Consider the following 14,767-nt stretch of genomic DNA (forward strand, 5'->3'; position numbering starts at 1 on the left):
GAGCACCATCGAATTGCGCTGGCGCGCCTTGCGTCGCCGTCACGTCTCGGCTTGCTTGACTTGCACGCGCTCTTCTCACCTTAATCGTGCCAAGCACGAATGCGCCTAGCGCCTTAACGCAAAACGATAAAATCAATCCGGGAGAGAACCTGTGGATTTCTCACTGCCTGCCGATCTCGTCGCCTATCTCGGAGAGCTCGACCGTTTCATCGAACGCGAAATCAAGCCGCTGGAAGCGGCCGATGACAACATCCGCTTCTTCGACCATCGCCGCGAATGGGCGCGCACCGATTTCGAGAATGGCGGTCTGCCGCGCCACGAATGGGAGGCGCTGCTGCGCAAGGCCAAGGATCTTGCGGATGCCGCCGGGCATTTGCGCTTTCCGGTGCCGAAGCAATATGGCGGCAAGGACGGCTCCAACCTGTGGATGGCCGTGATCCGCGAGCACTTCGCCGCAAAGGGTCTCGGCCTGCACAACGACCTGCAGAACGAGCACTCCATCGTCGGCAACTTTCCCGTCGTCACCATGCTCGACCGCTACGGCCGCGACGACCAGAAGGCGATGATCGACGGCTCGATCAGGGGCAAGTACCGCATCACCTTCGGCCTGACCGAGCCGCATCACGGCTCGGACGCAACCCACATGGAGACGCGCGCGGTGCCCGCGACGCGCGACAACGTCAAGGGCTGGATCATCAACGGCGAGAAGATGTGGACCACGGGCATGCATGTCGCCACGCACTGCGCGCTGTTCGCGCGCACCAGTGGCAATGACGGCGACGCCCGCGGCATCACTTGCTTTCTGGTGCCGGCCAAAAGTCCCGGCGTCAAGGTCGAGGAGTACATGTGGACCTTCAACATGCCGACCGACCATCCCCGCGTCAGCTTCACCGACGTCTTCGTGCCGGAGGATGCCCAGTTCGGCGAGGTCGGCCGCGGCCTGTCGCTGGCGCAATGCTTCGTGCACCAGAACCGCATCCGCCAGGCCGCGAGCTCGCTCGGCGCGGCAGTCTACTGCATCAACGAGAGCGTGAAATACGCGCGTGAGCGTAAGCCCTTCGGCAAGGCGCTCGCCGAGAACCAGGCGATCCAGTTCCCGCTGGTCGAGCTCGCCACGCAGGCCGAGATGCTACGCCTCTTGATCCGCAAGACCGCCTGGGAAATGGACCAGCTCAACGAGGAGCAGATCGAGCGCACACTCTCCGACCGCGTCTCGATGTGCAACTATTGGGCAAACCGTCTCTGCTGCGAATCCGCCGACCGCGCCATGCAGGTCCATGGCGGCATGGGCTATTCACGCCACAAGCCATTCGAGCACATCTATCGCCATCACCGCCGTTATCGGATCACCGAAGGCAGCGAGGAGATCCAGATGCGGAAAGTGGCGGGGTTCCTGTTCGGCTATATGGGGCCGGGGAAGCGTTGAGGCTTGCACGGATCTCGTAGGGTGGGTTAGCGCTGCGATTGCGCGAAGCGTGATCGCAGGGCGTAACCCACCGGCGCCATCCGCGTGGTCAGCAAAAAGGTGGGTTACGCCTGCGGCTAACCCACCCTACGGCATCACGGATTAGTTCACCCGTCGATCCTTCCCCGCCCAATACGGCTCGCGCAGCTGCCGCCGCAGGATCTTGCCACTCGGATTCCGCGGCAGCGCCGGCAGGAACTCGACGCTCTTCGGCGTCTTGTAGCCGGCGATGCGCGTCCGGGTGAAGTTGATGATGTCGGTGGCGGTCGCCTGCTTGCCGGGCTTCATCACCACGATCGCCTTCACGGCCTCGCCCCATTTCTCGTCGGGCACGCCGATCACGGCGGCTTCCGCGACGTCGGGATGGTCGCATAGCGCGCTCTCGACCTCGGCCGGATAGATGTTCTCGCCGCCCGAGATGATCATGTCCTTGATGCGGTCGTGGATGTAGAGATAGCCGTCCTCGTCCATGTAGCCGGCATCGCCGGTGCGCAGCCAGCCGTCGCCGCGCAGCGTCGCGGCGGTGGCTTCCGGCAGATTCCAATAGCCCGCCATGTTGGAGCCCGAGCGCGTCGCGATCTCGCCGACCTGGCGCGGCGGCAGCGGCTTGCCGTCGGCGTCGAGAATTGCGATTTCGACCCCCGGCAGCGCCTTGCCGGCCGAGCGCATCCGCTCCAGCCCCTCGACGTGGTCCTCCGGCGGCAGCGCGACGATGGTGCCCGTCGTCTCGGTCATGCCGTACATCTGCACGAAGCCGCATTTGAAGACCTCGATACATTCCTTCAGCAGTGCTGCGGGAATCGGCGAGGCGCCGTACAGCATGTATTTCAGTCGCGAGAAGTCGACCGTCCTGGCGCGCGGCTGCCGCACCACGAACTGCATCGCCGCCGGTACCATGAACAGCTTTGTGATGCCCGACTGCTCGAAGAAATCCAAAACCTTGGTCGGATCGAACTCGCGCGCGATCACGCCGCGGGCGCCGTGGTAGAGACCCATCACGCCCCATCCGGAGCCGCCGATGTGGAAGATCGGCATCGCCACCAGCGAGACGTCGTCGGTCGACCACCGGTTCCATTCCGGCTTGTCCTCGGCGTTGCCGGTCTGCACCAGGTTGAGGAAGTTCGCGTGGCTCAGCATTGCGCCCTTCGGCTTGCCCGTGGTGCCCGAGGTGTAGAGCTGGATCGCGATGTCCTTGGTGTCGATCGGCACCTTGGGATCGTCGCCGCGCTGCGCATCGCGCCACGCCGTGAAATCTGGCCATTCCGGCACGCCGCCCTCGGCGGTGATGATGGTGCGCACGCCCGGTATCTGGTCCCTGATCTGGCGCACCTGTGTGATGAATTCGGGCCCGACGAACAAAACCGGCGCCTTGCAATCCGACACGATGAAGGCGACCTCAGGGCCGGCGAGCCGCCAGTTCACCGGTGCCATCACGACGCCGGCCTTCATCGCACCCATCAGGAGCTCGAAATAGATGTCGCTGTTCTTGCCGAGATAGGCGATGCGGTCGCCCTTCGTCACGCCCATTGCGAGGAGCGCGTTGGCGACCTTGTTGGTCTTGATGTCGAACGCGGCAAAGCTGGTGGTGCGGCCTTCGAACTCGTAGGCGATGGCGCTGCCGCGGCTCTTCGCACGCTCGCGCACCATGTCGGCGAGGTTCGCCAATGGCTGTGTGGACATGTTTCTCCCGTAGCTCTTGTTTTTATGCGCGGGAGTGTGGCGTCATCGGCGGATGAAGACAAGATGGCAGGAGAATGCCGCCGTCTCGTGTCCCGGACGCTGCGCAGCACGAAGTGATGCGCTGCTGAGCCGGGACCCAGCATGCTGCGACATGGGCCCCGGCTCTGCAGCGCACCACGCCGAAGGCGGCGCGCTGCGCCGCGTCCGGGGCACGAGAGAACATCACCCCCGCTTCGCGCGGTCCTTCTCGTTCTGCGCCATGATGCTCTCGCGCGCCGTTTTCCAGTCGTCGTCGCTCCAGTCACGGAGCTGGTAGAAGTTGCCGCCCATCGCGAGCGCCTGGGCGCCGTCCATGGCGATGGTCTCGCCGTTGATCCAGTCGCAGCCGCCGGAGATCAGGAACACGGCAACGTTCTGCAGTTCCTCCATGGTGCCGACGCGGCCCATTGGGTTCATCGCCTTGGTGCGCGCGCCGGCCTCGTCGCCCGGCTTGATGCGCTTGCTCATCCCCTCGGTCGGGATCTCGCCCGGGGCGATGGTGTTGAGGCGGATGCCGTGTCGTCCCCATTCGGTGGCAAGCGACATCGTCATGGCGTGGATCGCCGACTTGCTCATTGCCGACGGCACCACGTAAGGCGAGCCGTTGCGCACCCAGGTCGTGGTGATCGAGACGACGTTGCCGGGCTGCTTCAAGGCGATCCAGCGCTTGCCGACCGCATGCGTCACGTAGAACGTGCCGTGCATGACGATGTTGGCGACCGCATCGAAGCCGCGCGGCGAGAGCTCCTCGGTGCGCGAGATGAAATTGCCGGCCGCATTGTTGATGAGATCGGTGAGGGGACCATCGCGGAAGATGGTCTCGATCATCTCCTCGACCGCAAGCGCGTTTCGGATGTCGACGCCGTGGCTGGTGACGCGGCCGCCGTAGCGATCCATCAGCTCGGTCGCGGTCTCGTCGCAGACGATCTTGCGCCGGCCGCAAATGTGCACCTCGGCGCCGAGCTGGAGGAATCGCTCCGCCATCGATTTGCCGAGGCCGGTGCCGCCGCCGGTCACGAGGATGCGCCGGCCGGCCAGAAGATTTTCCTTGAACATGGCTGTTTCCCCCGTAGGGATTGTCAGTTAATTGGTCGATTGACTAAATCCGGCCGCCGTCGTCCTGTAAAGCGGCACCGAACAAGAACAGGGGAGAATTGATCCATGGAAGATCGCGTCTCGATCTCGATCTCGGAAGGCGTCGCCGATGTGCGCCTGGTGCGCGCGGACAAGATGAACGCGCTGGATCAGCCCATGTTCGAGGCCCTCGTCGCCGCAACCGACCGGCTTTCGAAGGAAAAAGGCGTGCGCGCCGTCGTGCTCTCAGGTGAAGGCCGCGCCTTCTGCGCCGGGCTGGACATGGGGCGTTTTGCCGCCATGAAGGAGAAGGGCGGCAACGGAATTCCGGGTGGCGAAAATCGCGATCTCACGGTGCGCACCTATGGCAAGGCCAACCTCGCGCAACAGGCGGTGTGGGGCTGGCGTCAGCTTCCGATGCCCGTGATCGCGGCCGTGCACGGCGTCGCTTTCGGCGGCGGTTTCCAGCTCTCGCTCGGCGCCGACATGCGCTTTCTCAGCGCGGATGCGCGAATGTCGATCATGGAGATCAAATGGGGCCTGGTGCCCGACATGGCGGGCACGCCGATCCTGGCCTCGCTGGTGCGCGACGACATCCTGCGCGATCTCACCTACACGGGCCGCATCTTCTCCGCGCAGGAGGCGCTGGCCTACGGCCTTGCCACGCGCATCTGCGACGATCCGCGTGCTGTGGCGCTGGACGTCGCGCGCGAGATCGCAGGGAAAAGCCCCGATGCGATCCGCGCGGCCAAGCGGATGCTGAACAATCTCTCGGTCGATCCGGGCCCGGCACTGCTCGCCGAATCCGTCGAGCAGCAGAAGCTGATCGGCAGCCCCAACCAGACCGAGGCGGTCCGCGCCAACCTGGAGAAGCGCGCGCCGAATTTTGTGGATTAGCCTCTTGTCATTCCGGGGCGATGCGAAGCATCGAGCCCGGAATCCATAACCACGATAGGGAGTATGGATTCCGGGCTCGCGCCAAGAGGCGCGCCCCGGAATGACGACGGTGGTTGTGTCGATGCCCTTCAACCCGACGAAAGATCGGAACTCAACAAATGAACGAAACGTCTCACTTCCTCGGCATCGTCTCCGGCGACCGCCGCCGTTCTCACGCCGAGGTCGCTGACCGCACGGGCCGCATCGCCGCCGGCCTCGCCAAAATCGGCGTCCGCCAGGGCGATTGCGTCTGCATGCTGATGCGCAACGACATCGCCTTCCTGGAAGCTGCCTACGCCGCGATGCGGCTGGGCGCCTATGGCGTGCCGATCAACTGGCACTTCAAGCCGGAGGAGATCACCTACATCCTCGAAGATTCCGGCACAGCCGTCCTGATCGCTCATGCCGACATGCTGCATGGTTTGCGCGATGCGATCCCGCGTGGCGTCACCGTGCTCAGCGTGCCGACGCCGCCCGAAATCCGCTCCAACTACAGGATCGATCCGGATCATCTGACGACGCCGAGTTTTGCGACCGATTTCGAAGCCTGGCTCACGCAACATGAGCCCTATGACGGTCCGATCGTGCCGCAGCCCATGAACATGATCTATACCTCGGGCACGACGGGCCATCCCAAGGGCGTCCGCCGCAACGCGCCGACGCCGGAGCAGCAGGCCGCGGGTGAGCGCATGCGCGAGATGATCTATGGGCTCAAGCCCGGCGCCCGCGCGCTGCTGCCGGGCCCGCTCTATCATTCCGCGCCGAACTCGTTCGGCATCCGCGCCGGCAAGCTCGGCGGGGTGCTGGTACTGATGCCACGCTTCGAGGCGGAGGAATTTCTGCAGGCGATCGAGCGCTTTGAGATCGACACCATCTTCATGGTGCCGACCATGTTCATCCGCCTGATGAAGCAGCCCGAGGAGGTGCGCAGGAGGTACGACATCTCCTCGCTGCGCCACGTCATCCATGCCGCCGCGCCGTGCCCGGCCGACGTCAAGCGCGCCATGATCGATTGGTGGGGGCCGGTGATCTACGAATTCTACGGCTCTACCGAATCCAGCGCCGTGACCTTCGCGACCTCCGAGGATGCGCTGAAGAAGCCCGGCACCGTCGGCAAGATCTCGCCCGGCGCCGAGCTGCGCTTCATCGGCGAGGACGGCCGCGTGCTCGGCGTCGGCGAAATCGGCGAGATCTATTCCCGCATGGCCGAGATGGCCGACTTCACCTATCACAACAAGCCGGAGAAGCGCGCCGAGATCGACCGCGACGGCTTCATCACCTCCGGCGACGTCGGCTATATCGACGAAGACGGCTACGTCTTCATCTGCGACCGCAAGCGCGACATGGTGATCTCGGGCGGCGTCAACATCTATCCGGCCGAGATCGAATCCGTGCTGCACGCCGTATCAGGCGTGCATGATTGCGCCGTGTTCGGCATCCCCGATGCCGAGTTCGGCGAAGCGCTGATGGCGGTGGTGGAGCCGCAACCCGGGATCACGCTCGCTGCCTCCGATGTCCGCGCCGCGCTGAAGGCGCATCTGGCCGATTACAAGGTGCCCAAGCACATCGAGATCCGCAGCGGCCTGCCGCGCGAAGACTCTGGAAAGATCTTCAAGCGCCGCCTGCGCGATCCCTATTGGGAGCAGGCGGGCCGGAAAATCTGACGATATCGTAGGGTGGGCAAAGCGGAAGCGTGCCCACCAAATTCGCTTGCGGAGACAAGATCGTGGGCACGGCGCAAGGGCGCCTTTGCCCACCCTACGGGACCACGCTCATCCGGCTACGCTTTGCGGGCCTTGAAGCGTCTTAGCAGGGACAGATTCCGAGCCTATATAGCTGGGATCATCCACCTCCGGATCATCCCATGGCGCCCGTATCCATTCTCCTCAACATCCTCTGGATCCTCATCGGCGGCGCCTGGATGGCGTTCGGCTGGTTGATTGCGGCGATCGTCATGGCGATCACCATCATCGGCCTGCCCTGGGCGCGGGCGGCGTTCAACATCGCCGTCTACACGCTGCTGCCGTTCGGCTCGAAAGCGGTCAGCCGCTACGACGTGACCGGTGTCGAGGACATCGGCACCGGCCCGCTCGGGGTGATCGGCAACATCGTCTGGTTCGTGCTCGCCGGCTGGTGGCTGGCGCTCGGCCACCTCGTGACCGCGCTCGTTCTCGCCGTCACCATCATCGGCATCCCCTTCGCCTGGGCGCATCTCAAGCTCGCCGGCATCGCGCTCTGGCCGATCGGCAAGGTGATCGTGCCGGCATAGGGCGAACGCGGTAGGATGGGTAGAGCGCCAGCGAAACCCAACATCTGCTCTCGGATGATGAAACATGATCGGTTTCGCTTCGCCGGGATGTCCCGAGCACTGCGAGACCGCGAAGGCATGTTTGTTGACAAGGCCGGCCATTCTCGTGCCCCGGACGCAGCGCAGCGCTCCCCCGGCGATGCGAAGCATCGTCCGGTTCAGCGATGCGCTGCAGAGCCGGGGCCCATGTCGCGGCACATGTGCTCTGTCGCTCCTCGGTCCCGGACGCGCTGCAACGCTAAGGGGCGTTGCAGCGGGACAAGAAATCTTCGCCCTGCCGCGCCGCCACCAACTTCATCTTGCACTGCGGCAGAAAAATATCGCACACTCCGCCGGACCGGGCCGCCAAGGGCGCGAGCAGGGGAGCGAGCCATGTCCCTCCAGACCGTAACATCCGACGCCACTGAGCTTCGCCCCAACCGCCCTGAGGATGTTCAGGCGATGGAGGCCGATGCCCGGCTGCGGGACGACATCCGCCTGCTCGGGCGCATTCTCGGTGACACCGTGCGCGATCAGGAGGGCGCCGAATTGTTCGACCTGGTCGAGCGCATCCGCCAGACCTCGATCCGGTTCCACCGCGACGAGGACCGGCTCGCCCGCCGCGAGCTCGAGCAGATCCTCGACAGCATGTCGACCTCCGAGACGGTGCGGATCGTCCGCGCCTTCAGCTATTTCTCCCACCTTGCCAACATCGCCGAGGACCAGAACAACATCCGCCAGATGCGCGCGCGCAGCGCGGCCAAGAATGGCGGCTCCGGCGTGCTGGCGGAGACACTGGCGCACGCCAAGGCGGCGGGCATTGGTCCCGACCAGCTCCGCAGCTTCTTCAAGACCGCGCTGGTCAGCCCGGTGCTGACCGCGCACCCGACCGAGGTCCGCCGCAAGAGCACCATGGACCGCGAGATGGAGATCGCAGCCCTGCTCGACCGCCGCGAGCGTGTCGCCATGACCGCGGAGGAGGCCGATGCCGGCGACGAGCAGCTGCGCCGCGAGGTGCTGACGCTGTGGCAGACCAATCTCTTGCGCCGGACCAAGCTCACCGTGTTGGACGAGGTCGCCAACGGCCTGTCGTTCTACGACTACACCTTCCTGCGCGAGGTGCCGCGGCTCGTCAACGCGCTGGAGGACCGGCTTGAGGAGGGCGGCGAGGCGGCCGCGAGCGAGCTTGCCTCGTTCCTGCGGATGGGCAGCTGGATCGGCGGCGATCGCGACGGCAACCCCTTCGTCACCGCCGACGTGATGCGCGGCACGCTGCGGCTGCAGTCGAGCCGGGTGATGCAGTTCTATCTGAACGAGCTGCACGTGCTCGGCGCCGAGCTGTCGATCGCAGCCCATCTCGCCGACGTCTCGGAGGAGCTGCGCAATTTGGCGGAGCGCTCGCCGGACACCTCGCCGCATCGGAGCGGGGAGCCCTATCGCCTCGCGGTCTCAGGCATCTATGCCCGGCTCACCGCGACGGCTGAAAAGCTCGAAGTCGAGATCACGCGCCGGCCGGTCGGCAAGGCGGCGCCTTACGAGAGCGTCAGGGAGCTGCAGGCCGATCTCGACGTGCTGCATCGCTCGCTGATCTCCAACAATGCCCGCGTCATCGCCCGCGGCCGGCTGCGGCTGCTCCGCCGCGCGGTGGACTGCTTCGGCTTTCACCTCGCCCGGCTCGACATCCGCCAGAATTCGGCGGTGCACGAGCGCACCATCGCCGAGCTGATCGACGCCGCCAACCCCGGCATGTCCTATCTCGCGCTCGGCGAGGAGGCCCGCATCTCGCTGCTGACCAACGAGCTGCGCTCGACGCGCGCGCTGGTCTCTCCTTTCGTCAAATACAGCGACGAGACCATGGGCGAGCTCAACGTGTTCCATGCCGCCGCGGAAGCGCATGCGAAGTTCGGCTCGGACGCCATTCCCCAATGCATCATCTCGATGTGCAAGGGCATGTCCGACATGCTCGAGGTCGCCGTGCTCTTGAAGGAGGTCGGCCTCGTCCATCCCTCCGGCCGCAGCGCCATCAACATCGTGCCGCTGTTCGAGACCATCGAGGATCTGCAGGCCTCGAGCAGCATCATGGATCGCATGCTGTCGCTGCACGATTACCGTCGCCTCGTCGACAGCCGCGGCAGCGTACAGGAGGTCATGCTCGGCTATTCCGACTCGAACAAGGACGGCGGCTTCGTCACCTCGGGCTGGGAGCTCTACAAGGCCGAGATCGGCCTCGTCGAAGTCTTCGAGCGCCATCACGTGCGCTTGCGCCTGTTCCACGGCCGCGGCGGCTCTGTCGGACGCGGCGGCGGGCCGAGCTATGACGCCATCGTCGCCCAGCCCGGCGGCGCCGTGAATGGCCAGATCCGCATCACCGAGCAGGGCGAGATCATCTCGTCGAAATATTCCAACGCCGAGGTCGGCCGCAACAATCTAGAGATTCTCGCCGCGGCGACGCTGGAGGCGAGCCTCCTGCATCCGCGCCAGAGCGCACCGCGCCGCGAATATCTGACGGCGATGGACGAATTGTCGAACCTCGCCTTCAAGGCCTATCGCGGCCTCGTCTACGAAACCGAAGGCTTCGTCGATTACTTCTGGTCGTCCACCGTCATCAACGAGATCGCCACGCTCAACATCGGCAGCCGTCCGGCCTCGCGCAAGAAGACCCGCGCGATCGAGGACCTCCGCGCCATTCCATGGGTGTTCTCCTGGGCGCAATGCCGCCTGATGCTGCCCGGCTGGTACGGCTTCGGCAGCGCGGTCGAGCAGTGGATCGCGGAGCATCCCGATAAGGGCATGCCGTTCCTGAAAGAACTCTACAAGGAATGGCCGTTCTTCCGCATGCTGCTGTCGAACATGGACATGGTGCTCGCCAAGAGCTCGATCGCGATCGCCTCGCGCTATGCCGAGCTCGTGCCCGACGAGGCCTTGCGCGAAAAAATCTTCGGCCGCATCCGCCGCGAATGGCATTCCTGCATCGAGACACTCTTGGACATCATGGGCCAGGACCGGCTGCTGCAGGGCAACCCGCTGCTGGAGCGCTCCGTGCGCCACCGCTTTCCTTATCTCGATCCGCTCAACCACGTGCAGGTCGAACTCTTGAAAGAGCATCGCGCGCAGAACCCGGACGAGCAGGTGCTGCGCGGGATCCAGCTGACGATCAACGGGATCTCGGCGGGGTTGCGGAATACGGGGTAGCTGCAACGTCGTTCCGGGGCGCCCGAAGGGCGAACCCGGAACCTCGACGTCACCAACTCACGGCTTCATCGCGCCCTGCACGCTGGTGTAGACGGCATAAAGCGATGTCGAGCCGCAAATATAGAGTCTGTTGCGCTGCTGGCCGCCGAAGCACAGGTTTGCCACGGTCTCGGGAATGTGGATCTTGCCGAGCAATTCGCCCGAGGACGTATAGCAGCGCACGCCGTCTTCGTTCGGATCGCCCCAACCGACCGAGCACCAGACCCGCCCCTCGGTGTCACAGCGAACGCCGTCGGTGATGCCGGGCTTCGGCATGTCTGCAAAGACCTTGCTGTTGGAGACCTTGCCTGCCGCGACGTCGAGGTCGAACACGCGGATATGCGAAGGATTGTCCGGCCCGTCGGTGAACCCGGTGTCGCAGACGTAGAGCTTCTTCTCGTCGGGTGAGATGGCAAGCCCGTTGGGCTCGACAAAATCGTCGACCACGACCTTGACCTCTCCGGACTTCGGATCGACGCGGTAGACGTTCTTCTTGTCCTGCTCGGGGTCGGCCTTGATCCCCTCATAGAAACCGCCGATGCCGTAAGCGGGATCGGTGAACCAGATCGCGCCATCGGCGGTTACGACCGCATCGTTCGGGGAGTTCAGCCGCTTGCCGTTGTACTTGTCGGCAATGATCGTGATCGAGCCGTCGAGCTCGGTCCGCGTCACACGCCTGCCGCTATGCTCGCAGGTGATCAGGCGTCCCTCGCGATCGATCGTGTTGCCGTTCGAGTTCATCGACGGCTGGCGATAGACGCTGAGGTGACCGTCGTCCTCGCAGAAACGCATGATGCGGTTGTTCGGAATGTCGCTGAACAGCACGTATCGCCCGGCTGCGAAATAGACGGGCCCCTCGGCCCAGCGGAAGCCGGTTGCGACACGCTCGACCGCCATGGTGCCGGCGAAGGCCGGAAAGCCGGAAGGACCGAAAGTCGGCGGTCCCTTCTTGGCCGATTCCAGATGAGAGTCGGGGTAGCGGCTGCCCGGCAATGGTCCGAGCGGCAGCGGCGCCGTCGATCTCGTCGGTGCGCCGGTCTGGCCGAGGGGCGCGACGGAAGCCGCCAAGGCTCCGTTCAAGGCTCCGTTCATGGTGACGCCCGTCGCCGCGACTGCGGCGGCAGCGCCCTTCAACAGCGTGCGGCGCGCGAGAGAGGGCTCGCTGCTATTTGCGGGAATGGTCAGTGGTTTTGTCATGGTTGCCTCCCGATTTTTTTTATTGGGAGCAAACCATCCGCCCGCAATCGGGCGTAAAGCGGGCGATCTCCGGCTGGACAACCGGAGATCGCAATGCAGCAAAGGCAGGGATCGGTTACACCGGATCCCAGGTGAAGATGTCGGCGGAGCGGTCGAGCTTGTAGAACGAGCCCTTCAGCGCCGGCATGCCGTGTTCCGCAATCGACTGCGGCGTCCAGCCTTCGCTCCGCTGCACCGAGCGGATCGGGCGGTTCTGGCTGAACAGGAAGATCTCGTTCATGCGCACGCCGAAGATCTGGCCGGTGACGTCCTTGGCGGAATCGCCGAGCAGATAGCCGCAGAGGGGGGCGATCTTCTCCGGGCCCATCTGCTTGATTTTCTCGACGCGCGCCTTCTCGGCGTCGGTCTCGGTCGGGATGGTGCCGATCATGCGCGTCCAGGCGAACGGCGAGACGCAATTGGAGCGGACGTTGAAGCGGCCCATGTCGAGCGCGATCGACTTCGACAGCCCGACGATGCCGAGCTTGGCCGCCGCGTAGTTGGCTTGGCCGAAATTGCCGATCAGGCCCGAGGTCGAGGTGAAGTGCACGAACGAGCCCGACTCCTGCTCGCGGAAGATGCGCGCCGCGGCGTGGCTGACGTAGAACGAGCCCATCAGATGCACCTTGATGACGGCCTCGAAGGCTTCCACGCTCATCTTGTGGAAGATCATGTCGCGCAGGATGCCGGCATTGTTGACGACGCCGTCGAGCCGGCCGAAATGATCGGTCGCGGTCTTCACGATCTTGCTGGCGGGAATAGCTTCCGCGACGCTTTCGAAATTGGCGACCGCCGTGCCGCCGCGCTTCTTGATCTCCTCGACCACCTCCTCGGCGGGCGCCGCGTTCGCGCCCGCGCCGTCGGCAGCTCCGCCGGGATCGTTGACGACGACCTTGGCGCCCTCGGCCGCGCACAAGAGCGCAATCTCGCGCCCGATGCCGCGCCCTGCGCCGGTGACGATGATGACCTTGTCTTGCAGTGATTTGCTCATGTGGGTTCTCCTGTTTTCTTACCTCGCCCCGCTTGCGGGGAGAGGTCGAATTCGAGCAAAGCTCGAATTCGGGTGAGGGGGACTCTCCGCGAGTCTGGTGTATGTGGATGCAGCCCCTCACCCCAACCCTCTCCCCGTAAGAACGGGGAGAGGGAGAGGCGAGCAGCCATTACCTCTCGTTCGTGAACACGATCGTGCCACTCGCCGCGAACATGCCGCCGACGCCGTGGCACACCGAAATCTTCGCGTTCGGCACCTGCGCCGGCGCGATCCCGCGCATCTGGCGCACGCTCTCCTGCAGCGCGTACATGCCGTACATGCCCGAATGCATGTAGCTCAATCCGCCGCCGTTGGTGTTGAGCGGCAGCTTGGCCCCAGGCCGCGTGTTGCCGTCGGCGATGAATTGGCCGGTTTCTTCGTACGGCATGAAGCCGAGATCGCCGAGGCCGAACAGCGGCAGATGCGCGAATGCGTCGTAGATCATGAGATGATCGACGTCCCCGTGCGCGATGCCGGCCTCCTTGAAGGCCAGCGGCCCCGCCGTCTTGAACGCACGCGAGGAGTTGAACGTCTCCATCTGGCTGACCATCGGCGTCTCAACGCTCTCGCCGGTGCCCATGATGTAGACCGGCTTCCGCGGAAAATCCCTGGCGCGGTCGGCCGAGGTCAGGATCAGCGCGCCGCCGCCGTCGGTGACGAGGCAGCACTGCAGCAGCCGGAACGGATAGGCGATCATGCGCGAGTTGAGGACATCGGCAACCGTGATCGGGTCCTTCATCATCGCGCGCGGATTCTTCGCGGCCCATTCCCGCTGCACCACCGCCACCGAAGCCAATTGCTCGTGGGTGATGCCGTAGGTCTTCATGAAGCGCAGCACGGGAATCGGGAACATGCTGGGCGGGCCGTAGACGCCGAAAGGAGCCTCGAACTGGCCGTTGAGGCTGTCGGCCGCCGTCGAGCGCGGCAATTTGCCGATCATCGACTTGCCGCTCTCGGCGTGGGTGATCAGCACCGTCTTGCAGAGACCCGCCTCGATCGCCGCCGCCGCGTGCCGGACATGCAGCATGAAGGAGCAGCCGCCGACCGAGGTGCCGTCCACCCAGGTCGGCTTGATGCCGAGATAATGGCAGACCTGCTGCGGCGTTTCGACCGCGGTGGCAAAGCCGTCGATGTCGGAGAGCTTCAGCCCGGCGTCGGCAATGGCGTTGAGCGCGGCGTCCGCATGCAGCTGGAGCTGCGAGGCGTTGGGGATGACACCGAGCTCCGTGGTCTCGGCTGCGCCGACGACGGCAACCTGGTTCTTGCGCATGGTCTACCCCTTCGCCGGACGGAAGACGGGAAGGGTGATCTTGTCGTCGAGCTCCTGGAACGCGACCTCGAGCTTCATGTCGAGTTCGAGCGCCTCGGGGGTCTGCGGGCAGTCGATGATGTTGCTCATCATCCGCGGGCCTTCGTCGAGCTCGACCACCGCGATGGCGTAAGGCGGCGTGAAGCCCGGTGCCGCGGGCCGGTGGTTGATCACGTAGCTGTAGAGAAAGCCCTTGCCGCTCGCCTTGAAGATGCTGACCTTGCGCGAGGCGCAGGAGGGGCAGAACGGGCGCGGCGGGAAGTAGACGTGGGCGCAGGCATCGCAGCGCTGCAGGCGCAATTCGCCGGCCTTGGTGCCGTCCCAGAAATGCTGGGTCTCCGGCGTCGGTTTCGGTCGCGCGCGCTGCGGTTCGGCCATGTTGGCGGCTCCTCCCAAGAGTCTCCCGAGCGACAGGCCTCGCGCCCGCCGGTTTCGAACTTGATGCGACAATCGACCATGGCGCGTCAACGGTCCAGCAAT

Annotated in this window: 11 protein-coding genes; 5 read left to right on the forward strand and 6 right to left on the reverse strand. The window is 64.8% G+C overall.

The features are described from left to right. Positions 1–151 precede the first annotated feature (151 nt). A complete protein-coding gene (locus tag DCG74_RS16865) occupies positions 152–1,426 on the forward strand; it encodes an acyl-CoA dehydrogenase family protein (protein WP_172784081.1) in 1,275 nt (424 codons plus the stop codon). Positions 1,427–1,567: 141 nt separating this feature from the next. Here the strand turns inward: DCG74_RS16865 and DCG74_RS16870 are convergent, their stop codons facing one another. After that, positions 1,568–3,145 carry a fatty acid--CoA ligase gene (locus DCG74_RS16870; RefSeq protein WP_172784082.1) on the reverse strand — a complete coding sequence of 526 codons (1,578 nt, stop codon included), beginning with the start codon at positions 3,143–3,145 and terminating at the stop codon, positions 1,568–1,570. A 222-nt stretch (positions 3,146–3,367) separates the two neighbouring features. Continuing rightward, complete coding sequence (locus DCG74_RS16875) at positions 3,368–4,240, reverse strand: SDR family oxidoreductase (RefSeq protein ID WP_172784083.1); 873 nt, start codon at positions 4,238–4,240, stop codon at positions 3,368–3,370. Positions 4,241–4,345: 105 nt separating this feature from the next. Between DCG74_RS16875 and DCG74_RS16880 the strand changes: the two genes are divergently transcribed. The 4 genes from DCG74_RS16880 (at position 4,346) to ppc (ending at position 10,673) form a co-directional block, all read left to right on the forward strand. Continuing rightward, a complete protein-coding gene (locus DCG74_RS16880) occupies positions 4,346–5,155 on the forward strand; it encodes a crotonase/enoyl-CoA hydratase family protein (RefSeq protein ID WP_172784084.1) in 810 nt (269 codons plus the stop codon). 158 nt (positions 5,156–5,313) lie between these two features. Further along, positions 5,314–6,858, forward strand: a complete 1,545-nt coding sequence (locus DCG74_RS16885; protein ID WP_172784085.1) for an acyl-CoA synthetase — start codon at positions 5,314–5,316, stop codon at positions 6,856–6,858. A 200-nt stretch (positions 6,859–7,058) separates the two neighbouring features. Continuing rightward, positions 7,059–7,463 (forward strand): YccF domain-containing protein, encoded by a 405-nt coding sequence (locus tag DCG74_RS16890; RefSeq protein WP_172784086.1) that lies wholly within the window; start codon positions 7,059–7,061, stop codon positions 7,461–7,463. A gap of 411 nt (positions 7,464–7,874) precedes the next feature. Next, positions 7,875–10,673: a phosphoenolpyruvate carboxylase gene (gene ppc / locus DCG74_RS16895; protein WP_172784087.1), complete on the forward strand. Its 2,799-nt coding sequence runs from the start codon at positions 7,875–7,877 to the stop codon at positions 10,671–10,673. Between the two features lie 57 nt (positions 10,674–10,730). Here the strand turns inward: ppc and DCG74_RS16900 are convergent, their stop codons facing one another. The 4 genes from DCG74_RS16900 to DCG74_RS16915 form a co-directional block, all read right to left on the reverse strand. Next, positions 10,731–11,909, reverse strand: a complete 1,179-nt coding sequence (locus DCG74_RS16900) for an SMP-30/gluconolactonase/LRE family protein (RefSeq protein ID WP_172784088.1) — start codon at positions 11,907–11,909, stop codon at positions 10,731–10,733. 115 nt (positions 11,910–12,024) lie between these two features. Further along, complete coding sequence (locus DCG74_RS16905) at positions 12,025–12,939, reverse strand: SDR family NAD(P)-dependent oxidoreductase (RefSeq protein ID WP_109144458.1); 915 nt, start codon at positions 12,937–12,939, stop codon at positions 12,025–12,027. A gap of 169 nt (positions 12,940–13,108) precedes the next feature. Further along, positions 13,109–14,248 (reverse strand): thiolase, encoded by a 1,140-nt coding sequence (locus DCG74_RS16910; RefSeq protein WP_172784089.1) that lies wholly within the window; start codon positions 14,246–14,248, stop codon positions 13,109–13,111. A gap of 3 nt (positions 14,249–14,251) precedes the next feature. Beyond that, positions 14,252–14,665 carry a Zn-ribbon domain-containing OB-fold protein gene (locus DCG74_RS16915; protein ID WP_027558650.1) on the reverse strand — a complete coding sequence of 138 codons (414 nt, stop codon included), beginning with the start codon at positions 14,663–14,665 and terminating at the stop codon, positions 14,252–14,254. Positions 14,666–14,767 lie beyond the last annotated feature (102 nt).

Source organism: Bradyrhizobium sp. WBAH42 (assembly GCF_024585265.1).
In the GTDB taxonomy this organism is placed as follows: Bacteria; Pseudomonadota; Alphaproteobacteria; order Rhizobiales; family Xanthobacteraceae; genus Bradyrhizobium.